The following is a 24,777-nucleotide window of genomic DNA, read 5'->3' as shown; positions in this document are numbered from 1 at the left end:
CAAGCGAAAGGATGATGAAAGTGAAAAAGAAATTAGTAACTTTAGGATTGGCAGCAGGTTTAGTAGGGCAGGCAATTATTCCATTTAACGTTTTAGCAGCACCAAAAGAAGATGTGAAAGTGAACTACAATAAAGAAACCGGAAATGCGCAATTCTTCTCAGGTCATCTTAACAGCAAAGCGGCAAGCAACAAAGAAAGTCTTGTTTATCAATTCGTTGAAGAGAACAAAGCGAAATTAAACCTTGATTCTCAAATTGCAAAAAAATCGTTAAAAGTAATTGATGAGCAAAAGGATGAGCTTGGATTCACGAACTTCAGACTTCAACAGTACTATCGTGGAATTCCAGTATTTGGCTCAACGGCCACTGCTCATGTAAATAAAGACGGGGTGTTAACATCCTTTGTTGGAGAGCTTGCACCAAATTTAGATAAAAAACCAGCTTTAAAAGCAAAAACAAAATTAGATAACGCTCAAGCAATTGAAAAGGCAAAAGCGGATCTAGTAAAAACTGAAGTTAGCTCCGCTCCTACATATGAAGTGGCGCCATCTGCTCAGCTATCAATCTATGTAAAAGACGATGAACCACGCCTTGCGTACGTAGTAAAATTAAATTACTTAGCACCAAGCGCAGGTAACTGGATTTATGCAGTAGATGCGGTAACAGGTAACGTTATCGACAAATACAACAAAATTGATACAGCAACTGCGGTAACAGCTAGCGGAAAAGGTGTACTAGGAGATACAAAATCTCTTAAAGCGCTGTACTCTACGAACTACACGCTACAAGATACGACAAGAGGAAACGGTATTTATACGTACACTGGAAACTATCGCACTACTTTACCTGGATCAATCTTCGCAAGCACAAGCTCTGTGTTCGGTGACCCAGCAGCAGTAGATGCTCACTACTATGCAGGTGTGACGTATGATTACTATAAAAATACGTTTGGTCGCTATAGCTATGACAACAACAATGCTCAAATTAAATCAACGGTTCATTACAGCACAAACTACAACAACGCGTTCTGGAACGGCTATCAAATGGTATACGGAGATGGTGATGGCTACACGTTCCGTCCATTATCTGGAGGCCTTGACGTTGTAGGTCATGAGTTAACGCATGCGGTAACAGAATACACGGCAAACTTAACGTATCAAAATGAGTCTGGTGCGATTAACGAATCTCTTTCTGATGTCTTTGGTACATTAATAGAGTACTATGATAACCGTAATCCTGATTGGGAAATTGGGGAAGATGTGTACACACCAGGTACTGCTGGTGATTCTCTACGCTCTATGTCTAACCCAGCGAAATACGGTGATCCTGATCACTATTCTAAACGCTATACGGGTACGCAGGATAATGGCGGGGTTCATACGAACAGCAGCATTATCAACAAAGCTGCCTACTTGATTAGCCAAGGTGGAACACACTACGGTGTGACGGTAACGGGTATTGGCACAGCAGCAACAGGAAAAATCTTCTACCGTACGTTAACTACGTATTTAACAGCTAACTCTAACTTCAGTCAGCTTCGTGCTGCGGCTACACAAGCGGCAACAGATCTTTACGGATCTACAAGCGCTCAAGTAACAGCTGTTAAAAAAGCGTTTGATGCTGTAGGCGTATATTAATTCATACGTAGTTCATAATGATCACATAAGATAGAAGCGTATCTTCACTTTGAAGGTACGCTTTTCTTATTTTTGGTTCGTCAATAGGATATGTATTGATGAAACGCTTCAGATGGATTATAGTAAAAAGTATTGTGAACCGTAAATCGGTTACAGCAATTGTGCCTAATCACATAGAGCGGGCAGGGAGGAAGAACAGTACATATGAGTTCAATTGTGTCATCACTTTTAAATTGGTTAATGGATTTAGGTTATCTTGGAATTGCCCTTGGACTAATGGTTGAAATTATTCCGAGTGAAATTGTTCTTGCATACGGAGGATACATGGTTTCTCAAGGCTCGATTACAATTATAGGAGCAGTTATTGCGGGAACTATTGGTGGTGTTATCGCGCAATGGTTTTTATATTGGATCGGCTATTGGGGTGGACGTCCGTTCCTAGAGAAGTACGGCAAATTTTTATTAATCCGAAAACATCATCTGGACATGGCTGAGCGATGGTTTCAAAAATACGGAGCAGGTGTTGTCTTAACCGCTCGTTTTATTCCTGTTGTTCGCCATGCTATTTCAATTCCAGCAGGTATTGCAAGAATGTCTTTTGCACGTTTTACGATACTCACAACGGTGGCGATCGTCCCGTGGTCCATCTTATTTATTTATTTAGGCATTAAGCTTGGTAGTCACTGGCGTGATATTGGCGATGTGGCGAGTAAATATACGCAGCCAATTGCCATTGTGGCTATTTTGGTCATCGTCGTTTACTTAATTATAGCGGTACGAAAAAAGAAAAAGCTAAGGTAGTGAAAAGGGTCGTATTCAGCATGCTGAGTACGACCCTCTTTTTAATTATTAATAATAACGTCTTCTACATCCACCGCAGCAAAAGAACCAGCAAGGATTGAAGCAACAGCGTGGTCGGCAGCATGGTCGACAGCATCTTCTACGACGGCATCCACATACGTGACCGCCGTGGCCATAGTCGCCTCCGCCATGACGTCCATCTTGTTGATAAGGGTCTTCATAATGATATCCCATTTTGATTATCCCTCCTTTACTTTAATTTATCTTATGTGAAAACTAGTAAAGTGTTTGGGTGTTTGGCCAAGTTCTCGTTATTTATTTGAAAGATTAATAGGAATGATGGTGACAAGGCGATTTGTGATGACAGCCGCAATGTTGTTTAGGTTCGCAAACGATATAAACTTTGCATTTTTTTTCGCAGCATCCGTGATGATGCTTGTGATGGCAGTGGTTATGATGATGAGAATGCTCGTCATCAAAAAAAGCCTCTGTTGGGATACGTTTGGTTTCAACCGCATCTTTTCCATACACTTTAATTTCATAATAATCGCCGCCTACGCTTTCACAGCGATGTGGCTGCTGGTTTACAAAGAAGTTCTCACAAGAGTGACAGTGTTTTTCTTCGTGACACTTATTGCAAGAATGGCACTTGCATGTGCAGCAACACTCGTATTTTTGATGATGGTTCCACATATAATCTCCACCTTTCTCTCTAGCAGTATATGAAAATAAGAGAGGAAGGGAATAGGGAAGAGCCCGGTTGATAGAAAAATTGAACGAGATTTCTATCATTAAATACTCTTTGTCTAGTAGAGATGAAATTCTTATCAAATTTTTTACATAGTTACAATAGAAGCTTTAGAGAAATATGTTAACATTTTGCACATATGAAAATAGGAGTGAAAAAAATATGAACCAACCGATATGGCGCCGCTGGCTCGAAATATGGCTTGTGTCAACAAAATTAGGTTTTACATCGTTTGGAGGTCCTATCGCACATTTAGGCTATTTCCAACATGAGTACGTCCAAAAGCGAAATTGGTTGGATCAGAAGAGCTATGCTGATTTAATCGCTCTTTGTCAGTTTCTACCTGGTCCTGCAAGCAGTCAAGTTGGAATATCAATTGGCATCATCAGGGGCGGAGTGATAGGTGGTGTCATCTCATGGCTTGGCTTTACAATGCCGTCAGTTCTGATACTCATGATTGCGGCATCCTTCTTAACAGGACACAATGTTGAGCAGGAAGGAATCATAAGCGGGTTAAAAATTGTGGCAGTAGCTGTAGTCGCACAAGCAGTGTTAGGAATGGGAAAGACGCTTACACCTGATCGTCCTCGTTTGGCTATAGGGATCGGGTCATCCGTTGTACTGTTAGTATGGCCCTATACATTTGTTCAGATAGGGGTGATTCTTTTTGCCGCCTTGCTTGGTATTTTTATGTATCGACAGGTGTCTGCTGAAGAAGAGAGTGAGCTTCCGATAGTCAAGTGGAAGGGAGGAGCGATCATTTCTCTTAGCTTATTTTTTGTTTTGTTAGCCGCCCTGCCGCTGCTAAGCTGGAAATTCTCCTCTACTTGGTTCGACATGATGGATACGTTTTACCGAGCTGGAGCTATTGTATTTGGTGGTGGACATGTTGTTCTACCAATTTTACAACAGGAAGTTGTCCCGCACTTATTAAGTAAAGAACATTTTCTTGCCGGTTACGGTGCAGCTCAGGCCGTTCCTGGACCACTGTTTACTTTTTCAAGTTATATTGGAACGGTTGTAAAAGGATGGAGCGGGGGTTTGGTGGCCACCTTGGCGATTTTTTTACCTTCATTTCTCCTCGTCATGGGCGTTCTTCCGTTTTGGAATGGAATCCGAAGGAATAAGAATGTACGGGGCGCTCTTTTAGGTGTAAATGCCTCTGTGGTCGGAATTTTGCTTGCTTCTCTTTACGATCCTGTATTTGTAAGCGCCGTGTCAAACGGACATGACTTTGCTCTTGCATTAATTTGTTTCGGCCTACTGGTCTACTGGAAAGTCCCTTCTTGGGTAGTCGTGATCCTTGGCGTAGCGGGTCGTTTTATACTAAACTATACGTGAATTTTGTCAAAAAACTAGAAAATAAACGCTGTTTTCTAGTTTTTTTTGTTATTTTATGTTTAAATTTGGCAAAAGTGGATAGATACATACTATTGGATAATGGGGGGCATTCCATAAAAATTCAAAATGGCTTGTTTTAGCAAGCAAAAACGTTTGAAATACATCATTCAAACGTGAGCGATACACGGGTATGAACAAGTAAGGGAGATGAGTAACATGCAAGAAATAAAATCGCAAATTTCCAGCCGGATGGCCCATCATTTTCATCTAATTCGTCAAGCAACGCTTCGCCTAGTCGATCCACTTCAGACAGAGGATTTTACCATACAAGCAAGTGAGAATGTTAGTCCAACCAAGTGGCATTTGGCTCATACAACTTGGTTTTTTGAAACGTTCGTTTTAACGAAATATTTGAGTTATTATCGAGTATTTAAGTCGAACTATGATTATCTCTTTAACTCTTATTATGAATCTGTGGGTCCTTTCCACTCGCGAGAAAACCGCGGGCTTTTAACGCGTCCTACCGTAGAAGAAATTTATAGTTATAGGAGCTACGTGGATCACCATATGATGATTTTGTTAGGGAGCAACCATGAGGAGATTAAAGATATTGAAGCCCTCGTTGAAATCGGTCTTAACCATGAACAGCAGCATCAAGAGCTTATTCTGACCGACATCAAATTTAATTTCTATCAAAATCCACTGCTTCCCGTTTACAAAGAAACGATCGATCGCACTCCGCACGCTCCTGCTACCGATGAAATGATTCCGTTTCGTGGCGGGCTCGTTGAAATTGGGACAAGTGATTCTACGCGCTTTTCATTCGATAACGAGCGACCGAGGCATAAAGTATGGTTAGAGCCATTTAAATTAGCTGCGCATCCTGTCACAAATAAAGAGTACATCGCGTTTATTGAAGACGGTGGATATGAAAATCCGAGCTACTGGTTGTCAGACGGATGGGCAACGGTTAAAAGAGAGAGCTGGAGAGCACCGTTGTATTGGCGAGAGCAGTGGGGGAAATGGATGATTTATACGTTATCTGGAGAGCAGCCGTTAAAGCTAGAAGAGCCCGTCTGTCATGTGAGTTTTTATGAGGCTGATGCGTTTGCTAGGTGGAAAGGAAAACGATTACCAACAGAAGCAGAATGGGAACACGCGGCTGAGCCCGTAAAAGTAGAGGGGAATTTCGCTGATCACGGTTACGCTCATCCACGCTGTCATTCATCTGAAAATGAACAGCTTAAAAAAATATATGGAGACGTATGGGAGTGGACGCAAACACCATATACGCCGTACCCACGCTCTAAACCGCTAGACGGGGCTCTTGGAGAATATAACGCAAAGTTTATGTGCAACCAAATGGTTTTGCGCGGCGGCTCTTGCGCGACACCTCTTTCTCATATTCGACCTACATATCGAAACTTCTTTCAGCCTGAAACACGCTGGCAGTTCAGTGGCCTGAGGCTAGCGGAAGATGCAGAATAACTAGGCTAAAGGAGACGAAGAATTAGCCGTAAAATAGAGATTCTGCTGTCATAACCATCAGCAGAGTCTCTTATTTTTTAAAAAATGAATAAATTATTCTTTATTTTTGAAACAAAATGAGGAGATGACCCGTATATAAGGAGAGAAGCAAAAGTATTGGAGGGGGACAGGTGTTAAAAAAGGTGATGGCTAAAATTGGTTTTGGTACGGCAAAAGTAGATTTACATATGAATAAGCATGAATTTGTACTTGGTGAAGAAGTACGGGGGCATGTGAAAATGATAGGAGGGAGCATGGAACAACATATAAAGAATCTTCAGGTTGAGTTTTGGATACAAGTTTACTTCAAAAATGGACAAGTACAACCTCATCAGATTACAACTATTCCACTGTCTGCATCCTTTCTTATAAAGCCAGGAGAGAAAGAGCGGTTTGAGTTCTCTTATCAGCTACCTAAAAACTTACCCATTTCTCGAGGGAACGTATCTTTTTTCTTCAAAACCAATATGGAGATAGAAGGACTAGTAGAACGATCAAATAAGCAAAGCATTCGCGTATTACCCGCAGAGCCATTTACCTTGGTTGTCAAAGGGTTTCAGGCGCTTGGATTTCAAGAAGTCAGCCATTCAGGATACTTTGATGGATATCACCAGAGATTCATCTTCATCCCTACAGATGATTTAAAGGGGCGAGTGAAAGAAATAAAAGTAGAGGCAGCGATTCGAAATCAGGGAGTGGAGCTAGAATTAGAACTAGACATCCCCTCGTTTAGAAGAGATCGCGAGTTATTCTGTGATATCATTCTTCCAGACCAGATGCTTCAAAACAAAGAAAAGCTCGCTAGTTATTTGCACGGTATGATGGAAGAAATGCTGTTAAATGAACAGCGCTATCGATATAATCGTAAGCTACATGGACATTTAGAGGGGGCGATTGGTGGCTTTGCCGGTGGAATGTTAGGCGGAAAGCTTGTGGATGAATGGTTTGTTGATAAAATGGAGACCATTTATGATGCAGAAGAACCGTACCTATTATCTCAATCTGCAAAGAAGAGATAACGCTAGAAAGGAGCGAATATGTGTACCCATCGATGTGAGGGTGCGCATATTTGCTCCTTTTGTTCTATGTATTTATGGTTGTTGAATGTAATAAACAAAATTGTCTACCCACTCGTTGTTTTCACACGTAAAGGCTTTTCGAATGCATTCAAACTTCATTCCAGCGCTTTTTGCTAGATTAATAGAGGCCCGGTTATCGAGGTTGATATGGGCTTCAATACGGTGAAAATGCAATTGCTGAAAAGCTAATTCAAGCGTTCCCTGCAAACTTTCTTTTCCGTAGCCCTGTTCCCAGAACTGATTGTGAATCGTATAGCCAATTCGCGCCCACTGAAAATCATCTCGCATTAGCGTAGACATATCCATAACGCCGATATGAGTACCGTTTCGTTTATGAAAGACGCCAAATACGTAGGCTTCATCATTCAAAGCCATTTGCGTTTGTTTATGGATCATTTCTTCAAACCATTCTCTCGTACACGTTGACATATCGAGCTTTCCCTCGTCATATTTATGCTGAGCAGGCAAGCGATTCTCATACTGAGTGAGCCAATTCTCATAATCTGACGTCTCATATGGACGAATCAGTAGACGAGCCGTTTCTTGATGGAGCTTTTGCTTAATCATAGCGAATCCCTCCTCGTAATCGACACATTAGGCATAGCGTAACAGTTGCTGAAAAACTTTCTTTTCTTTCATAATAGAAGAATAGAAACAGATATTCAATACAAAATCGTTAAAGGAGGAATAGAACATGAAGATTCTCGTTGCAGGCGCTAATGGAAAGACTGGGAAATTAATCGTTGAGGAACTACAGAAACACACGGAATACAACACGAAGGCGATGATTCGAACAAGCGAACAGCGAGCTTATTTCGAAGAGTTAGGAGTGGAGACTGTTGTAGCTGATTTAGAAGAAAGCATTGCACACGCATTTGAAGATGCTGATGCAGTCATTTTCGCCGCAGCTGCAGGTAGCGGTGGCCACGACGTGAATGCAATTGATCATTTAGGTGTGATAAAAGCGGTGGATGAGGCGAAAGCGAAGGGAATTCAGCGCTTTATTTTGATTAGCTCTCGCTATGCGGATCGTCCGGCAGAAGGTCCTCCATTTTTAAAGCCTTACTTGGAAGCGAAGGAAAAATCAGACGCTTATTTAGAAAGAAGCGGATTGGATTACACGATCATTCGCCCAGGGGGTCTTTTAGACAGTGAGGGAACAGAACACATCCAAGCAGCCTTTCGCGTAAAAGGAGAGGTCGGAATGATTTCACGTGCGGATGTGGCAAAAGTAGCGGTGGCTTGCCTAAAAGAGCAGGGTACGACCGGAAAGGCATTTGAACTTGTTTCGGGGGAAGATGGCATTTATGATGCATTAAAAAGTGTTTGAAAAACGGGAGGTATTCTTTAAAAGAGTACCTCCCGTTTTTTTTAGTTCTTTATGTTAAAATATTACATGTGGGATATTTTAGGGGAAGGTGGGGGACATCATAAACGTTCATTTAATAGAAGAAATCTTTCATGCCTACGACCTTCATCACGTTAATCAGATTCAGATTATGCGTGACCAACCGAAGAAGAATAGTATCATCAAATGTCAGTGCAACGGACAATGGTACGTGTTAAAAATCTATCAAGATGGCTGGACAACGGAAGACAAGCTTCAAAAATCAGGGGAATTCAACCGATATTTGGCGGATGCGGGAATGCCGGTTGCTAAAATGTTAGATCGGGACGGATGGTACAGCTACCGTTCATATCTAAATGAAGAAACTCAGTTAGTGAGTATAGAAGAATACATAGACGGAAAAGAAATAGACGAGGTAACGGATGGGATTGCTCAGCAGCTAGGGAGGTTATTAGCGGAGCAACATGTTAGTAGCGAACAGAGCGGTTTTACTTTTGGCTACAGCAGTGAATGGACATTGATGGACGGCGAGCGTGTTACATATGAAGAGATTTCTGAAAACTACGAATGTTTTTTAGAGCTAATCGAAAGCGCAAAAGGATATGGATATGATGAGGCGCTTTTATCTAAAATAACGGATGCGTATTATGAAAAAAGAGGGATGCTTGAAAAGGTTTGGCATGAGCTTCCAAAAGGACCGATACAAGGGGATTGGTGTCCATACAATATGGTCGTGGATTCGACAGAGAAAATCATAGGGATTTTTGACTTTAACATCGCGGGAGATGAGGCCTTTGTGAATGAACTTGCCTCTTTGCATGCTTATTACGGAGAACGAGGCAGTGACTTTCTTCAGGCGTATGAAACGATTCGACCACTAAGCAACATTGAAAAGGAACTATATCCCGTTTTGTTGAGCGTAATCGTTCCCTTTCGCTTTGATCGCACGAATTCGATTATTGCGCTTATGAAGGAGAATGAAGAAGAAGCAGTCAAGAAGAAACTTGAGGAAACGTTGACGTTGCTTACTAAAGCAAGCGCTACTTAATCCGTAGCGCTTTTTTTGGCAAGCTTCATCATCGTAAAACCTGTGACGACAGCGGTTATATATCCAATGACTGTGAAAATGCTCGTAAACGTATCATTCATTTGAACATACAGTGCTACTAGTACGATAAGCATTGAGAGCATCCATATCCCTAGTTTTAGAAGGGAACGTTCAAGTGAAATCCTACTCCCCGGATGCTTCATCCGTTTTAGAAGTTTTGCTAAGGATAAATAGAGTCCAACAATAAAAAGTGCGAAAAATGGAAATAGAAGGGCTCGATCGGAATCATCAAAGGAGTAGATTTGAGCAGAACCGATTAGGTGAAGCAAAAAAAGCAGGCCGACTAGGTACACGGTACCTCCTAGTAAATAAACGAAGTTTCTCAGTATAATTACCTCTCTTCTATTACAAACGGCAGATAAAGTTGTTCTGTTCCAATAAAAAAGGTTGGAATCGTTAAGCTCCTATAAGTAGGGACGTATTGATCATCGTCAGCAATTGAAAACTGAGATTTCATAACAAATAGAGCATCAAATGTTTGAGATGCTTTGACAAGGTCTTTTGATACATCATCCAGCGAAACAGACGTAAACGACACTTTTTTCGTATGAACAGTCGGAATTTCACCTACGACTGCAATGGATAATTTCGGACCTTTATACTCGGGAGCAATTGCGTCTGCTTGCTGACAACCAGCTGATGCTAATAGGACTAAGACAACAATTGCTTGTAAAAGCCATTTCTTCATACCTTTCTCCCCCTTCACGTATTTACATTTCGACAATATCCATAAAAATCCTTTTGAAGGAAATGTATGAAAACGCTGTGCTATAATGAATAGGAAAAATAGATAAAATTTAGGAGGGGGAATATGAGTTCAGTAACAAAGCCGTCTGTAGTGACGCTGTTAACCGTTCTACTTTCCATCGCTCTTTGGATGTGGAATACGCAAACGTTTAACTATATGCCGTCTATATGGCTTTTTATATTTGCATGGTTTGTAGCCGTTACGCTTCATGAACTTGGACACGTGCTAGTAGGCATTGGCCATAAAATGGCGTTTATTTCCTTTACGATAGGCCCTGTCACGATTTCAAAAGATGGGAAACGCGTGCGTATTGAAGAAAATCGATCGTGGATGTTTTACGGAGGCGTCGCGGTATTAAATTTTTCAGAAGAATATTGTCACAAATCGTTATTCTGGATGACGATCGGAGGACCACTATTTAGCATCGTATTTACGTGTATCTTTGGAGGGCTTTCACTCATAACAGATGGTTCTTATTTTCTGCCTTTCTGTATCATGAACGGCGTTATTTTTCTTGCGACGATCATTCCATCTAAAGGAAGCGATGGGGCACACCTGCTGGCATTTTTAAAAGGAGGAGACGAAGCGAAGCAGAAGTTAGATCGTGCCATGGTAGAAAAGGAGTTAATGAGTCGAGAAGAGCCGAAAAATTGGAAGGTTGAGCAAATGAAGCATCAACTTGATCCGACACACGTTCCGCATCTTATGCTTTTGATCTATTATTATGCCCATAAGGAAGAGTATAAGCAGACTCAGTTATACATAGAAAAGGGGTTACAGCTGCCCCCTACGAAGGAAATGAAGTATGCACTCAGCTTTTTTTATAATATGGAAGTTCTGCATCAATTTCTCTTTGGAAAGCCCTCCCTCGATGAGATGAAGAACGCAATTTCCCACGTTCTGAAGATCGATCTGTATTCCTACTATCGTACGAAAGCCATCGTTTCTTATATGGAACAGAAGTTTGATGAAGCAGACGAGTATATGAGGAAGGCAGATAAACTTCTTCAGCGCCACGCTCGATCTGGTTTAGGATTTTGGGTAGCTGAACAGCATTTGTTTGGATTACTTCAAGAAAAAATGGCCAATGAGGACGTCCTTTTTCACACGAACCACATCTTGTGAGACAGTAGCTCGTCTTTTTTGGTAGACTGTCTTTTATAAGTGATTAATTCAAGGATGTGAAGAAACGTGACGCCATTTACAGAACAAGTGATTAACATCATCAAGAAAATCCCTAAAGGAACCGTCATGACCTACGGGCAAATTGCAGCACTTGCAGGCAGTCCACGCGGAGCAAGGCAGGTCGTGCGTATTTTGCATTCCATGAGTAAAAAATACCGTCTTCCGTGGCACCGCGTCGTAAACGCAAAGGGTGAGATTGCGCTCGGTGATGAAGAAGGGCGATATACGCAAAAGGCACTTTTACAGGAAGAAGGGGTTTTGTTTGTGGACGGCGATCGAATAAATCTATCTGTATATCGGCACGAGCCGGTTTTAGAAGGGGAGCGATAGAAATGAAGGTTTCAACATACATACTACAAGCTTTTACAAAAGATGGAGCGGGTGGAAATGCGGCAGGCGTTGTATTGGACACGCAGCATGTAACTGAGGAAAATATGCAGGCTATTGCGAGTGATCTGAACGTTTCTGAAACGGCTTTTTTATTTTCATCCACAGTTGCAGATTATCAGATTCGTTATTTTACTCCTGCTGAAGAGGTGGATGTATGTGGACATGCGACCGTCGCGTTGTTTTCATTGCTGAAGCAGCGAAATGAGATTACAGAAGGTTCATATATAATTGAAACAAGAGCGGGTCTTCTGCAAGTTAAAATAGATCGGAACAATCGTGTGTTTTTGCAACAAAACCTACCACAATTTTTAGAGATCATTCCGCCTGAGAGCATTGAGCGCTCCCTCAACATCTCGAGTGACATGCTAGTGGAGGATTTACCAATTCAAATTGTGTCAACGGGGCTACGTGATATCATCATTCCGATAAAAACGCGTTTGGATTTATTACGCATACAGCCGAATATGAACGAAATCGCTAAAATATCGAAAAAATATGGTGTAATTGGCTATCATGAATTTACGCTTGATACGTTGCACAACAGCTCGGCACACTGCCGGAATTTTGCTCCTGTGGTGGATATCCCCGAAGAGAGCGCAACAGGTACATCCAATGCGGCTCTTGCTTGTTATTTAGTGAAGCATGGCTACGGAGAGGCGAATCAATCCCACCATACGTTTTATTTCGAACAGGGATATTCACTAGGAAAACCTTCTGAAATAATGGTGCAGCTTTTTACAAAGGATCGTCGTATCTCCAATGTTTACGTAGGTGGTTACAGCTCTATGGTGACGAAACAGAAAGAGTTTAGTGTATAAAGAGGAAAAGCAGGAATGCTTTTTCTCTTTTTGTATGCGGTGAAATTTCCCTTCAAAAATTTGCTCATTCATGGTATTATAAAATTCGTTTTAAACGGCCCCGACTTTTGTGAGAGTCAGAAGTCAAAAAATAATACTAGAGGTGATGTGCGTTTTGAGCAAGATGACAATTAAACAACAGTGGTTTTCAAACGTCCGTGCAGACGTTTTATCAGGGCTGACCGTAGCATTTGCGTTAATTCCTGAATCGATTGGTTTCTCCATTATTGCGGGAGTAAGCCCGATGATTGGATTATATGCATCGATCTGTATTGCCATCGCTATTGCATTTACAGGTGGTCGTCCTGCAATGATTTCTGCCGCGACAGGTGCAACAGCGGTCTTGATGGTTTCCTTAGTGCGAGATCATGGGCTAGAGTATTTGTTCGCTGCGACCATTTTGACCGGGGTTATCCAAATTGTATTTGGTGCCTTAAAGATCGGTCGGTTGCTTTCATTTTTACCACAAACCGTGTTAACAGGATTTGTGAATGCGCTGGCGATCATTATATTTACCGCACAGCTGCCGCAGTTTCACGGTGCAAACTGGCTTATGTATGCGATGATCGGGGCAACGCTGCTCGTGATTTATTTATTTCCACTCGTAACAAAGGCCGTTCCGTCTCCACTTGTCGCCATTATTGTGATGACCATTGTGGCATTCTTCTTTAAGCTGGATGTAAAAACGGTAGGTGATATGGGGGGCATTACGCAAGTGCCGCCAATGTTTCACCTACCACAAATTCCAATCACGTTTGAAACGCTTCAGATTATCTTCCCAACTGCGCTTGGAATTGCGATTGTTGGGTTAACAGAGTCGCTTGTAACGGCAACGATTGTGGATGAGTTCACAGGCACGAGTTCAAATAAAAACCGTGAAGCACGCGGTCAAGGGTTTGCGAATATTGCATCAGGTTTATTTGGAGGTATGGCAGGCTGTGGAATGATTGGCCAGTCCGTTATTAACGTACAATCAGGTGGGCGAAACCGATTGTCTACCTTTGTAGCAGGGGCTGGGCTGTTAGTGCTTATTATGGCTTTTGGTGACGTGGTCAAACAAATTCCGATGGCGGCCCTTGTTGGGGTTATGATTACAGTGGCAATTGGTACATTTGATTGGAGTTCCGTCCGCCACTTTCATAGATACCCACTGTCTGAGGCGATTATTATGGTTGTAACGGTTGGGATTGTGGTCTATACGCATAATCTCGCCATCGGAGTTGTGGTAGGGGTTGCCATGAGCGCCGTCGTATTTGGTTGGAAAATGGCACGTTTGAAAGCTACTTCTTCTATTGAAGGAAGTACTAAAACATACGTTATTTCAGGACCGCTCTTTTTTGGAACGGCTTCACAGTTCGTATCGCTATTTAACTATGAAGAAGATCCGGCGCATATTGTGATCGATTTTACCCATTCACGCATTTGGGATCATTCGAGCGTCACGATGATGGCGAAGGTTGTTGAAAAGTACGGCGACCGCCAAGTCGAGTTTAAGGGAATGGATTCTGAAAGTAAGGTTCTCCTAAAACGCGTCGGATATTAAAAGAAAAGCATGACGATCTTCATCGTCATGCTTTTTTGTGTTTTTATTTTTGCGATGAAAGAAACTGATTGAGCCAATGTAGAAAAAATGATTTTCTCTTCTTATAGCGCTGAAAATATGATGCTTGTATTTCTTTTCGTTGATTTGCTAGAATCTCAAACGCGCGACGGCGATGCTGAAAACCCATCATCATTCTACCACTCTTTTTAAGAGAGCGCTCTTTCTAACTTTAACATAAATAGGGTGTGGAATTTATAATAAAATGGTTATATTACCATAATTTTCTTACAGTATTGATTCAAGAATTAGGAAATGTTTCGTATATATTAAAATAACAATTAGGTCTTTATGATCATTTTGTTTTGGAAGAAATAAACTTATTGTAGAAACTTTTCTAATCGACTATAGTTAATCTGTTGTGAAAATAGTTTAATAGAAGGAGAGCAACAGGTGAAGAAATTCGGGGGATTTTTACTTATTATTATGTTAGTTATTGGAAGCTTACCTTCCGCGGTATTCGCGGCTAAAGCCCCATCTTTTGAGAAGGATTTTAGCGCGTATTTGGCTGACATAAGCAAACAGCGTGGGTTTACGGTGACGCGCGATGACGTCGATTATGCATTGGATACAAACGAAACGATCGACGATTTTGACACGGTAGCAGAGCTGAAAAAAGCAGCTGGACCTGTGATTCAAAAGAATCTAAGTAACTTAGGGCCATTGTATAAAAAGTATCAGTTAACGGAGAAGTCATTAAAAAGCTTGTTAGCAGAAAACGGTGATGAAACGCTAGATGATTACGTATTTTACAATGACTTAGATTCTAGTATTTTCTATTCGCTTGAAGCGAATAAACCAAGAGATCCGCAGTTTAACCAAAAGCTACTTGCTTATTTAAAGGAAGTTAGCAAAGAGCGTGGTTTCACGGTAACAAAATCAGACGTTGAGTACGTGTTAACAGAGGATGACGATGATCTTGATACGTTTAACACAGTAGATGAATTAAAAGAGTATCTTGGACCTGTTATTCACAAAGACTTGTCCAATTTACAGCCGCTGTATAAAAAGTATCAGTTAAATCAGGCGTCACTAGTGCAATTGCTAAAAGAAAATGGACAAACGCTAAATGACTATGTGTTTGTTGATTATTTATGGTCAGATGTGGATTTCTACATCGAAGACAAGAAGCCAAGAGATGAACAGTTTGATCAAAAGCTTGATCAATACTTACAAAAAGTGAGTAAAGAGCGTGGCTTTAACGTTACGAAAGACGACATTGAAACCATCCTTGATTACTACTATGATGAAAAGCTAGAAGGTTATAAAACAGTAGATGAGTTAAGCGACATGCTTGGTGAGGTGATTCAAAAAAACCTTTCTAATCTAGCTCCATTGTATGAAGAATATGATCTAACAGAAACGAGTCTTCGTAAGCTTTTAGCTGATAACGACGAGACGATTGAGGATTACATTTTTTATGATGATTTAGATAGTGCCGTATATGACTATACAGGTGGGGACGAGGGTTATGAGGGTGATATGTTTGAAGCGCTTGCGGAGGAACTAGGCTTAACGCAAGACGAACTAGAGCGTCTAAGCAAACACTTTGAAACAATCAGCGCCAAGCCGACTGATCCTGAAGAGCTTCAGCGCCTTAGTGAAATTAGTGATTCATTAGGTAGTATAGGAGATTTTGATACGCTAACAGAGCTATCACCAGCGGATTTGAATAAAATTCGTGCTGCTTACGAAGAGCTTTTATCAATGCTCGAATTAAAAGCATCGTTTAAGCTAATTGTTGGCGATCAAAAGAAACCAATCACGTTTGACCAGCTGCTTCAGCTAAAAAACATGGATAATGCAAAAGTTGAAGTGACGCTCTATGACAAAGCAGGCGTATTTTTAGCAGACTTCGTCATTACAGGTGAAATGTTTGGCTCTGATTTCATTGAGGAAACAGAAAATAACCTTGAGCAAGGAGCAACAGAAGAAGAGAAGCCAGCAGACAAGCAAGCATCACCTTCAACAAAAGAAGGTCATGCAGCGCCGGTTAAAGGTGATCATCAAGTTGTAACGAAAACTGAGAATGGTGCACGTTTACCAGATACAGCTTCTTCGTATCCACTTGCGATGATGATCGGAGCAGCAATGATTGTGGCAGGATTCTTTATGTTTCGAAAGGTTCGCCAAAACTAAATGAGAGTATCAAGAAAGAGAAAAACCAAACGCGCTTCGCGATTGGTTTTTCTCATATTTAGTGTCGTTATTATAGTAGCCGGTGTGTTTTTGTTTGCAACCAACGGGAAAAAGCTGTGGGATGGACAGCATGTAACGGAAGAAGCACCAAAAGTGATGAAAAAAGAGGTAGTCCAAAAGGAAAAACCTCAGCCGTCTCCTAAGCAGCAAGTTCAATATGATGAGCAGCCAGAAGTGGGAGAGGAAATCGGCACACTAACCATTCCTGCCATTTCTTCTACGCTTCCAATCATTCATGGAACAAATGAAGACGAGCTTGCAAAGGGTGTTGGTCATTATGCAGGGAGCGTTCTTCCTGGCATGGATGATAATTCCGTCCTGTCTGGCCACCGCGATACGGTGTTTCGTAAGCTTGGTGACGTTGGAAAAGGTGATTTGTTAGAGGTAGAGACGCGTGCAGGGCTCTTTACGTATCGCGTGAATAAGGTGCGAATTGTGGATAAGGATGATCGTACGGTCATTGTGCCGAAGCCGCGCGCAACGTTAACAGTGAGTACGTGCTATCCCTTCTATTACGTAGGACCTGCGCCGAAACGATATATTCTCGTCGCAACCTTAGTAGAGAAAGATACGACGAAGCATTGGTCAAAAGCATCATGATATGAGACGGGCAGGAGAATTTCCTGTCTGTTTTTTTTATGTCCCCATATATTCTGTGAGCATGATATACATAGAACGAGTGAAAAGCGTGGTAAAATAAGACAACAATAACGCAGGAATGGGGTACATCGTATTGAGTATACAAAACATAGCAAAAGTAGGCGGTTTTTTTCTGATCTATACGGCTCTTGCCTTTTATATGGGATGGAACGGATGGGTTTGGTTAGAAACGTCATTTGGCGCTAGTCACATCTATGTGTACGGGGTAATCGTGGCGGTATTTGCTTACTCCTATTTGATCAGCCAGCCGTTTTCTTCCACTTCGCCCGTGCGTGTAATCGGGTCGTACTGGCTTGGCATTTTTCAATATGCGCTGCTGATCTTTCCGCTAGCCGATTTAGTAGCGTGGATTTTGCAAACAACGGTCATTGATCGTGAGGATGCCATTGTATGGACAGGAATAGCCGTTGTGGCGCTATTTATTTGGATTTTCGTAAGCGGAACGTTTAACGCTTATTCGCCCGTTGTTCGTCCTTATGAAGTCACCGTCGCGAAAAATGCAGGCTCGCGAAAGCAGCTGCGAATTGCGATGGCATCCGATATGCACTTCGGTACGCTTTCTGGAAGAGCGCATGCGAGACGATTAGTCGCGAAAATCAATGAGCTGAAGCCGGATCTTATTCTTTTACCTGGTGATATTATTGATGATGATCCAAAGGCATTTATGAAAAAGGGGATCGGTGACATTTTAAAAGAGCTTCATGCACCGCTCGGGGTGTACGGCGTTCTTGGTAACCACGAATACTACGGAAAACAAATTCCTGTTTTTCTAGAAGAAATGAAGCGTATTAACATTGAGATGTTGCTAGATGAAACGGTGATGATTGACGATAGCTTTTATTTAGTTGGACGAAGAGATAAGACTGATCATCATCGAGAGAGCTTTCAGCAGCTCACGTCTTCTCTTCGCCATGAAATCCCGATTATTGCGATGGATCATCAGCCATCTGATTTACAAAATGCGGAGGAAAGTCGTGTCGATCTTCTGTTATCTGGTCACACGCACCGAGGACAGATGGCACCCAACCATTTGTTTACGAAAAAGCTGTTTGAAGTCGACTGGGGATATCTACGTAAAAATCAGATGCACGTGATCGTGTCATCTGGATTCGGATTCTGGGGGCCACCACTTCGACTAGGGAGTCGATCAGAGATTATTCAAATTGACGTCACGTTCAACGCGTAGCAAAAAGACCAAATCGGCCACGATTTGGTCTTTTCTAATGTTTTAAATAGTAACCCCAAATGAGTAACGGGGTGATTAGCCCGACGTATAGCACAAGCTGTAGAATGATGAGTGGTCGAATTTCTCGCATTTTATCCACCCAAAAATAAGAAAGAAGCGCATAGCCGATAATTTCTAGCAGCGGTCCATAAACAATTAGCCATTTCATTTCTTTTGACTCCTTCGTGCGGCTCTTTGGTGTGAAAATTACAAACAATTTAATTATTATAGCATTTTTGGACAACTTCGTGAATAGAGATTGAAGCGCTACTCGTTTTCAATAGAAGCAAAATAGTTGGTTAGTTCTTCTTTTGTAATCGATGAAAGTGCTTGAGATTTTCTCGTGCTCTCATTCATTTGGACAATAACCGTATCGGCACGTGCGACAAGCACTTCGTGTTGAAAGATCCCCTGAAAAAGGGTCAAGGAGCTGTTGCCAACTTTTACGACGGCCGTTCCAATCTCAACGGTTCCAGGCCACGTGATTTCGGAGAGAAGATCAATCCGTTGATGAGCGATGACAAAGGCGCAATCATCTGTATGTAGGGGGTCTTTGCCGTATAAAAGCTCTGTGCGTCCCGTTTCTAAAAAGGTAGAAAATAAGGCGTTGTTAACATGACCCTGTCTGTCCGTATCACAATAGCGAATTTTATCGTATGACTGCAGGGGGAAATCTTCATAGCGTAAGTCGTTTCGGTTCATATTTTTCACCGTCCATTTAGTTGAGTGATGGTTGTTGATGAAGTACAGGTCTTCCTTGTGTATTCAGCCGAGTAAACTGCTCGACAATTGGGGAAAAGACCTCTATAAGCCTGTCCAAATAAGCGTCCTGTTTAGGATGTTCTTACAGCAGATGAATGGGTTCTTTGAAAAAATGGATTTCTTCAAGCATATCGATCGTAGAATGTGAAACCTCTTTCAATGCCTCATAAAACGATAACTCCATCTTGAACGTATATGCAACACATCACGCGTGCTTCAAAAGTCACCCTCTCAGAGAAAAAAGAACGAAATGAATTTCTCATCGTTTAGCCTCGTATAATCCGTGGTACAAGTCAGAATGCAATCCTGAAAAAACGAGTACACTATCGGAGAAAGGGGTTTTTGTATGAGTCAACTCGTGAAACGATCAGGACGTACAAGATGGCTAATTTCTTCGCTTTTGAGCAGCATGATTATCCTGAATTACTTTGACCGCGTTGCTGTATCTGTTGCGGCTCCTTCAATACAGGATTCATTTCATTTAAATGCCACTGAACTGGGAATTGTGTTTTCAATTTATACATATTCGTACACATTGATGCAAATTCCTGCTGGGAGCTTGCTTGATCGCTTTGGGGTCGCCTGGGTGACAAGGGTAGGGCTCCTGATTTGGAGTCTGCTTACGCTTACGATGGCCTTTTTGCAAGGAAAACTGCTTTTATATATCATTCGTTTTCTTATTGGTGGTATGAGCGCATCGGCATTTCCGGCAGCTTCTAAAGCAACTTCGCTATGGTTTCCACCGAGCGAACGTAGCTTGCCAAATGCGCTGTTTGACTCTGCGGCAAAGTTTTCTAATGTGATTGGAGCGCCGCTTGTGGCTATTCTCGTCACGCGCTTTGATTGGCGCGCTGCGTTTTTAGTTATCGGCGTTATTAATGTGTTGTTTACAGCGCTGTTTTGGTGGTACTATGAACGTCCGAATTATCATAAACGCATTTCAGAGGAGGAGCTTGAGTATATTCGTGAACATAACATATCTTCAGACGACGAACCGCAGTACAAGCTCTTTCAAGCGCTTAAAGTGTTGTTTTCAAATCGCAAAGTATGGGGATTAATGATTGGGTTTACGGGTTATGGGTATACCTTCAACCTACTGCTAACGTGGCTACCAACGTTTTTTAAGGTGCAATACGGCATGGATATTATGTCGTCCGGCTTATTGACGGCTGTCCCTTGGCTAATTGCCACTTTTTCTGGCATTTTGGTAGGTGGATTTTTAGTGGACTACTTGTTGAAAAAAGGATTTTCGAGTCAAAAAGTTTATCGGACCATTATCGTTATCGGACTATGTCTTGGATTTGCTTTTTTAGGCTCCATCATAACCGATAACGTGATTGCGGGCATGATTTTTATCTCAATTGGGTTAGCGGGCATATCTGCAACAGCGCCGATTGGATGGTCCATTTCTGCAGAAATTGCTCCGTCTGGATCACTTTCACTGCTTAGCTCACTTGTGAATTTAGCAAACAATCTATTTGGCGGTATCATTGCTACGGCACTTACAGGCTATTTGTATGATCAAACAGGCTCTTTTACATCAAGCTTTTTAGTAGCAGGGGCTGTGCTAATAGTCGGCTTATTCTTTTACATTTACGTATTAGGTGACATTAAGCAAATCGGGGAAATTGATAAACGCAACAACTAGCAAAAGCGTTCATTCTTACGGCATGTGAGGATGAACGCTTGGTTTTTATTGTCAATATTCGTTCTGTTCGTTATTATATTAGATAGATATCTAATTAGATGTTAATCTAATCAATGAGGAGAATGGAAAATGCAAATGGAACTACGTAAGAAACCCCACATCCTTTTTGCAAATACCACGTTTCTAAAAATTTGGCTTGCAGGATGTTTGTCCAGTTTAGCGATCTCCATGTACGTGCTGATTGAACAGTGGTACATCGTTCATTACCTGCGTATGCCGCGCTTACTAGGACTGGCGATGATGGCTACTACGGTACCGCGGGTGGTGTTCATGGCTTTTGGGGGCGTCATGGCAGATCGTTATAAAAAGAAAGTAATAATAGGATGGTCACTTCTTGCAAGAGTTGGTTTATTAGTGTTTATGTCCGGATTTTTTCACCTTGGAATTCTTCACTTCACATTTCTATGTTTGTTTGCGCTTCTTTTCGGTTCACTTGATGCCTTCTTTTGGCCAGCGCGTGATGCGTTACTTCCGAGCGTGTTGGACCAGCATCAGCTACAATCAGCGAACGCGTTCGTTCAAACGACTAATCAGCTATCAACTGTTTTGGGCCCAGTACTTGCTTCTCTCTTACTGTCTCACGTATCGTATCCGATTATCTTTCTGAGCATCGCACTTATGCTTGCCGTTGGTGCTCTATTTATGTATACAGTGAATGAGCCAATTCAAAAGGATCACCTGTCAACTCGTGCTACATTTATTGCGTCCCTTTTAGAAGGGCAGCGCTATGTAAGGCAGTCAGCGTATTTAAAAACAGTCATGTTAACGTTCATTGTGACGAATTTCTTCTTTGTTGGCCCACTTATGATTAGCATCCCCCTTTACGGAGAAGAGGTGTATGGGGGAAAGTCTCTGATCTTAAGCCTCCTCCAAAGTTCATTTGCTAGTGGCATGGTGGCAGGGGCAATTGGCATAGGGATTTTGAACATTCGAACACATCGGGGCGCCGCGGTTATTGGTCTGATTGGAACGGAGGGAGGGCTTTTGATCCTCTACAGTCAGTGGACGGTCCTAACGTGCAGCATCGTAAGTCTGTTTTTGATAGGAGTCTGTATTTCGTGTGTGAACATCATCGTCATTAGTCAAATGCAACAAAGAGTTCCAAAGGATAAAATTGGCCGCGTGATGAGCTTAAACACGATGGTTTCGATGGGGCTTATTCCAGTATCCTACGGTGTGGTTTCACTTCTACTTAATGGAGCTGTCAGCCTAACTATTCTTCTGACCTGTGCGGGGATGTTCATCATCGCTCTGTGTACGTGGTTATGGCGATACGGAGTGGCAATAAGAGGCATGCAGTAAGCATTCATACTGAAAATGGAGAAAAATTCGACAAAATTGACAGTTTTGTGAAACCTCGAGCGAAAGAAGCGTTTTTTCTCGGAAAGGTGATAATATATAACTATACTCTTAAAACAAGGAGACGAAGAGCATAGTGTTAATGACAAAATGTTGTTCATGTCAAAATAAACTTTCTGGGAAAAAGATTTTAAAGTCTATGTTTAAAAATAAAGAAGGCGACATTAAGTGTAACGAGTGTCAGCGCCAGTTTTCACTAACGGAATCCTCGCTGTGGTTCATTCCATTTATGGTGACAGCTGTTCCTATTATTATCGGCAGACTTTCAGAGATGTATTTTGGGTTTGACATTATTTCTACAGCTATCGTCGCGTTTATGATCATGTTCGTGTTATCACTTTTTACGGCGAAATACGAAGAAGTAGCCAATTAGTGATCTTTTATAATAGTGTGGATGAAGACCTGACGTTCTGCAAAGATGTCGGTCTTTTTTGTTTGGATCATCCGTTTTTTACAAGCGTTTCTCCTTCTTGGCACAGGCCTCCGATTGAAGTGGGGAGCACGGAGATAGAACCAACCCCCGTGCTTCAACGCGTAGCATGGGGGTTACTTATCGTCCTTATCTTCACACTCGTCCTTCTCAGTGCTTTCGTCATCTGTTTCTGGAGGAGGATCACGTCGTTTTTTCAGCTCGACGTATTTGATTTGATGAGACTGAATCACAAGCACTTTGAAATTGTAATAATCAGTTTGAATGATATCTCCTTTTTGGACATCAAAGTTCTGCGTTAAAATCCAGCCGCCGATTGTATCCACGTCTTCATCTTCGATATTCGTATCGAATAAATTATTGACCTGTGAGATGAGCGTTTTTCCATCTAAAATATAATGGCCGTCTTTAATCTTTTGCAGATATGGACGTTCATCCATATCGAACTCATCGCGAATTTCACCGACAATTTCTTCAACAATATCTTCAACCGTTACAAGTCCAGCAGTTCCACCATATTCATCCATTAAAATCGCCATTTGAATTTGCTCAGTTTGCATTTTAACGAGCAGTTCATTAATAGGGACGGTCTCGATGACCATAATAATGGGCTTAATATAGTCTTCAAGCGTGTTACTTCCATGAATGCCGTTAAAAATCACATCATTGTAGATTTCTTTAATATTGATTACGCCGATAATATGGTCTTTGTCACCTTCATCAACAGGATAACGCGTATATTTTTCAATGCCTGCTACTTGTAAAAATTCTTTTACCGTATCTGTTTTGGTCGCAGTGACCATTTCCGTGCGGGGCACCATAATTTCTTTTGCTACGCGGTTATCAAATTCAAAAATTTTGTTTACATAGCGGTATTCAGAGGGATTAATTTCGCCGCTTTCAAGGCTTTCAGAGAGCAAAATGCGGAGCTCCTCTTCACTGTGCGCAACGTCACTTTCTGACGCTGCATGAAGCCCAAACATTTTGGTGATTGCTTGAGCAGAACCGTTTAGCGCCCAAATGAATGGAAACATAATTTTGTAAAACCAAATAATCGGTTTTGCAAACGTCAGGACGATTGCCTCTGACTTTTGAATAGCCAGTGTTTTGGGTGCAAGCTCTCCGACTACGACATGAATAAACGTAATAACGGCAAAGGCGATGATAAACGACAGAATACTTGAAAGAGACGGAGCTAAATCCAGCTTCGCAAAAAGAGGCTTTAGCAGAGCCATGACGGTCGGTTCTCCTAGCCAACCAAGTCCAAGCGCTGTAATGGTAATTCCGAGCTGACACGCTGATAAATATTCGTCTAAGTGGGTTACCACTCGGCGTGCTGCTACTGAATTTCGTCTGCCTTCCTCAACAAGCTGGTCAATTCGCGACTTACGGACTTTTACAATCGCAAATTCAGTCGCCACGAAAAAAGCTGTAAGCGCAATAAGGACAATTACTAAAAAGATGTTCAATAGTTCCATACGTGTCCCGCTTAGGAGTCACCGCCTTTCGTTTGGCATTTCTATTTTCATTGTCTCCTAAACGGGAGGGAAGCATGTATACTAGAGATAATATGAAAAAAATGGATGGAGATGAAGGGGATTGGAATGGAAAACAGCGGTTTGTCATCAGGCAGAGATTGCGATACGGTCCACCAAACAACTAATTGAGAGCGTATCTGAAGAACTTTTCAGCAAAAAAATTCATGAAAATAAGCGGTCACTCGGGGAATTAATCGCTCATATCGCCGTCATTTGTGAAGCGGATCTGCACATTATGAAAGAAGCAACAGCAGAGGAAATGAACGTATTTTATCAGCGTTGTAACGTTGCAACAAAAGAAGAGTGTCTAGCGGCATTAGAGCATTCCTTTCGTGTATTTCAGAAAGAACTTTTGCAGGCAGAAGACATGGATCATAAAACCACATCCTATTGGGGCGTGACGTATTCACGAGCAGAGTGGTATATTGAAATCATTGCCCACCTTTATCATCATCGAGGACAACTTCATACGTATGTAACCGTGTTGAAGCAGGAGACAGATGTGACGTTATTTGAATAAACAAAAA

General features: G+C 41.7%; 26 protein-coding genes. 18 read left to right on the top strand and 8 right to left on the bottom strand.

Features of this window, described 5'->3' with window-relative positions:
* Positions 1-14: 14 nt before the first annotated feature.
* Together AMD01_RS15815 and uptA are read left to right on the top strand one after the other, a co-directional pair.
* Positions 15-1,637, top strand: coding sequence for a M4 family metallopeptidase (locus AMD01_RS15815; RefSeq protein ID WP_053402404.1), 1,623 nt, complete (start codon positions 15-17; stop codon positions 1,635-1,637).
* 204 nt (positions 1,638-1,841) lie between these two features.
* Positions 1,842-2,438, top strand: coding sequence for an undecaprenyl phosphate transporter UptA (gene uptA, locus AMD01_RS15810; protein ID WP_053402403.1), 597 nt, complete (start codon positions 1,842-1,844; stop codon positions 2,436-2,438).
* 41 nt (positions 2,439-2,479) lie between these two features.
* On the opposite strand, the gene AMD01_RS24965 is transcribed toward uptA, so the two are convergent.
* Together AMD01_RS24965 and AMD01_RS24230 are read right to left on the bottom strand one after the other, a co-directional pair.
* Positions 2,480-2,614: a hypothetical protein gene (locus AMD01_RS24965; protein WP_281176892.1), complete on the bottom strand. Its 135-nt coding sequence runs from the start codon at positions 2,612-2,614 to the stop codon at positions 2,480-2,482.
* A gap of 135 nt (positions 2,615-2,749) precedes the next feature.
* On the bottom strand, positions 2,750-2,980 hold the full coding sequence (locus tag AMD01_RS24230) for a hypothetical protein (RefSeq protein ID WP_169775977.1): 231 nt from the start codon (positions 2,978-2,980) through the stop codon (positions 2,750-2,752).
* A gap of 368 nt (positions 2,981-3,348) precedes the next feature.
* On the opposite strand from AMD01_RS24230, the gene chrA reads away from it, so the two are divergent.
* The 3 genes from chrA (at position 3,349) to AMD01_RS15785 (ending at position 7,073) form a co-directional block, all read left to right on the top strand.
* Positions 3,349-4,527 (top strand): chromate efflux transporter, encoded by a 1,179-nt coding sequence (chrA, locus tag AMD01_RS15795; RefSeq protein ID WP_053402400.1) that lies wholly within the window; start codon positions 3,349-3,351, stop codon positions 4,525-4,527.
* Positions 4,528-4,743: 216 nt separating this feature from the next.
* Positions 4,744-6,015 carry an ergothioneine biosynthesis protein EgtB gene (egtB, locus tag AMD01_RS15790; protein ID WP_211263403.1) on the top strand — a complete coding sequence of 424 codons (1,272 nt, stop codon included), beginning with the start codon at positions 4,744-4,746 and terminating at the stop codon, positions 6,013-6,015.
* Between the two features lie 170 nt (positions 6,016-6,185).
* On the top strand, positions 6,186-7,073 hold the full coding sequence (locus AMD01_RS15785) for a sporulation protein (protein WP_053402399.1): 888 nt from the start codon (positions 6,186-6,188) through the stop codon (positions 7,071-7,073).
* A 72-nt stretch (positions 7,074-7,145) separates the two neighbouring features.
* Here the strand turns inward: AMD01_RS15785 and AMD01_RS15780 are convergent, their stop codons facing one another.
* A complete protein-coding gene (locus tag AMD01_RS15780; RefSeq protein ID WP_053402398.1) occupies positions 7,146-7,700 on the bottom strand; it encodes a GNAT family N-acetyltransferase in 555 nt (184 codons plus the stop codon).
* A 127-nt stretch (positions 7,701-7,827) separates the two neighbouring features.
* On the opposite strand from AMD01_RS15780, the gene AMD01_RS15775 reads away from it, so the two are divergent.
* Positions 7,828-8,463 (top strand): SDR family oxidoreductase, encoded by a 636-nt coding sequence (locus tag AMD01_RS15775; protein ID WP_053402397.1) that lies wholly within the window; start codon positions 7,828-7,830, stop codon positions 8,461-8,463.
* An 88-nt stretch (positions 8,464-8,551) separates the two neighbouring features.
* Complete coding sequence (locus tag AMD01_RS15770) at positions 8,552-9,529, top strand: phosphotransferase (RefSeq protein ID WP_053402396.1); 978 nt, start codon at positions 8,552-8,554, stop codon at positions 9,527-9,529.
* Here AMD01_RS15770 and AMD01_RS15765 read toward each other — a convergent pair.
* Both AMD01_RS15765 and AMD01_RS15760 read right to left on the bottom strand, forming a co-directional pair.
* Complete coding sequence (locus AMD01_RS15765) at positions 9,526-9,882, bottom strand: hypothetical protein (protein ID WP_053402395.1); 357 nt, start codon at positions 9,880-9,882, stop codon at positions 9,526-9,528. The two genes, AMD01_RS15770 and AMD01_RS15765, sit on opposite strands and share 4 nt — an antisense overlap.
* A gap of 38 nt (positions 9,883-9,920) precedes the next feature.
* Complete coding sequence (locus AMD01_RS15760; protein WP_053402394.1) at positions 9,921-10,277, bottom strand: hypothetical protein; 357 nt, start codon at positions 10,275-10,277, stop codon at positions 9,921-9,923.
* Between the two features lie 123 nt (positions 10,278-10,400).
* Here AMD01_RS15760 and AMD01_RS15755 point away from each other — a divergent pair, with 123 nt between their 5' ends.
* The 7 genes from AMD01_RS15755 to AMD01_RS15725 all read left to right on the top strand — a co-directional run bounded on the left by AMD01_RS15755 (position 10,401) and on the right by AMD01_RS15725 (position 18,414).
* The gene (locus AMD01_RS15755; protein ID WP_053402393.1) at positions 10,401-11,462 is read left to right on the top strand and encodes a M50 family metallopeptidase; all 1,062 of its coding nucleotides are present in this window, start codon (positions 10,401-10,403) and stop codon (positions 11,460-11,462) included.
* Positions 11,463-11,528: 66 nt separating this feature from the next.
* The gene (locus tag AMD01_RS15750) at positions 11,529-11,852 is read left to right on the top strand and encodes an MGMT family protein (protein WP_053402392.1); all 324 of its coding nucleotides are present in this window, start codon (positions 11,529-11,531) and stop codon (positions 11,850-11,852) included.
* Positions 11,853-11,854: 2 nt separating this feature from the next.
* Complete coding sequence (locus tag AMD01_RS15745; RefSeq protein ID WP_053402391.1) at positions 11,855-12,730, top strand: PhzF family phenazine biosynthesis protein; 876 nt, start codon at positions 11,855-11,857, stop codon at positions 12,728-12,730.
* Between the two features lie 163 nt (positions 12,731-12,893).
* Complete coding sequence (locus AMD01_RS15740) at positions 12,894-14,312, top strand: SulP family inorganic anion transporter (RefSeq protein ID WP_053402390.1); 1,419 nt, start codon at positions 12,894-12,896, stop codon at positions 14,310-14,312.
* A gap of 450 nt (positions 14,313-14,762) precedes the next feature.
* Positions 14,763-16,508: a processed acidic surface protein gene (locus AMD01_RS15735; protein ID WP_053402389.1), complete on the top strand. Its 1,746-nt coding sequence runs from the start codon at positions 14,763-14,765 to the stop codon at positions 16,506-16,508.
* A 42-nt stretch (positions 16,509-16,550) separates the two neighbouring features.
* On the top strand, positions 16,551-17,168 hold the full coding sequence (locus AMD01_RS15730) for a class D sortase (RefSeq protein WP_245638962.1): 618 nt from the start codon (positions 16,551-16,553) through the stop codon (positions 17,166-17,168).
* 199 nt (positions 17,169-17,367) lie between these two features.
* Positions 17,368-18,414, top strand: a complete 1,047-nt coding sequence (locus AMD01_RS15725; protein ID WP_245638966.1) for a metallophosphoesterase — start codon at positions 17,368-17,370, stop codon at positions 18,412-18,414.
* Between the two features lie 34 nt (positions 18,415-18,448).
* Here AMD01_RS15725 and AMD01_RS24225 read toward each other — a convergent pair whose 3' ends face one another.
* A complete protein-coding gene (locus AMD01_RS24225; RefSeq protein ID WP_157052763.1) occupies positions 18,449-18,622 on the bottom strand; it encodes a hypothetical protein in 174 nt (57 codons plus the stop codon).
* 98 nt (positions 18,623-18,720) lie between these two features.
* Positions 18,721-19,155: an acyl-CoA thioesterase gene (locus AMD01_RS15720; RefSeq protein ID WP_053402386.1), complete on the bottom strand. Its 435-nt coding sequence runs from the start codon at positions 19,153-19,155 to the stop codon at positions 18,721-18,723.
* A 406-nt stretch (positions 19,156-19,561) separates the two neighbouring features.
* Between AMD01_RS15720 and AMD01_RS15715 the strand changes: the two genes are divergently transcribed.
* From AMD01_RS15715 to AMD01_RS15705, 3 genes are all read left to right on the top strand, one after another.
* Positions 19,562-20,863, top strand: coding sequence for an MFS transporter (locus tag AMD01_RS15715; RefSeq protein WP_053402385.1), 1,302 nt, complete (start codon positions 19,562-19,564; stop codon positions 20,861-20,863).
* A 129-nt stretch (positions 20,864-20,992) separates the two neighbouring features.
* Positions 20,993-22,225 (top strand): MFS transporter, encoded by a 1,233-nt coding sequence (locus AMD01_RS15710; RefSeq protein ID WP_053402384.1) that lies wholly within the window; start codon positions 20,993-20,995, stop codon positions 22,223-22,225.
* 139 nt (positions 22,226-22,364) lie between these two features.
* Positions 22,365-22,655 (top strand): TIGR04104 family putative zinc finger protein, encoded by a 291-nt coding sequence (locus AMD01_RS15705; RefSeq protein WP_169775976.1) that lies wholly within the window; start codon positions 22,365-22,367, stop codon positions 22,653-22,655.
* Between the two features lie 173 nt (positions 22,656-22,828).
* Here AMD01_RS15705 and AMD01_RS15700 read toward each other — a convergent pair whose 3' ends face one another.
* On the bottom strand, positions 22,829-24,190 hold the full coding sequence (locus AMD01_RS15700) for a hemolysin family protein (RefSeq protein ID WP_053402382.1): 1,362 nt from the start codon (positions 24,188-24,190) through the stop codon (positions 22,829-22,831).
* A gap of 121 nt (positions 24,191-24,311) precedes the next feature.
* Here AMD01_RS15700 and AMD01_RS15695 point away from each other — a divergent pair, with 121 nt between their 5' ends.
* Positions 24,312-24,770 (top strand): DinB family protein, encoded by a 459-nt coding sequence (locus tag AMD01_RS15695; protein ID WP_053402381.1) that lies wholly within the window; start codon positions 24,312-24,314, stop codon positions 24,768-24,770.
* Positions 24,771-24,777 lie beyond the last annotated feature (7 nt).

The organism is Priestia koreensis (assembly GCF_001274935.1).
GTDB lineage: Bacteria > Bacillota > Bacilli > Bacillales > Bacillaceae_H > Bacillus_AG > Bacillus_AG koreensis.
The sequence above is the reverse complement of the archived record's forward strand: the minus strand, read 5'-3'. Positions and strand labels throughout refer to the sequence as shown.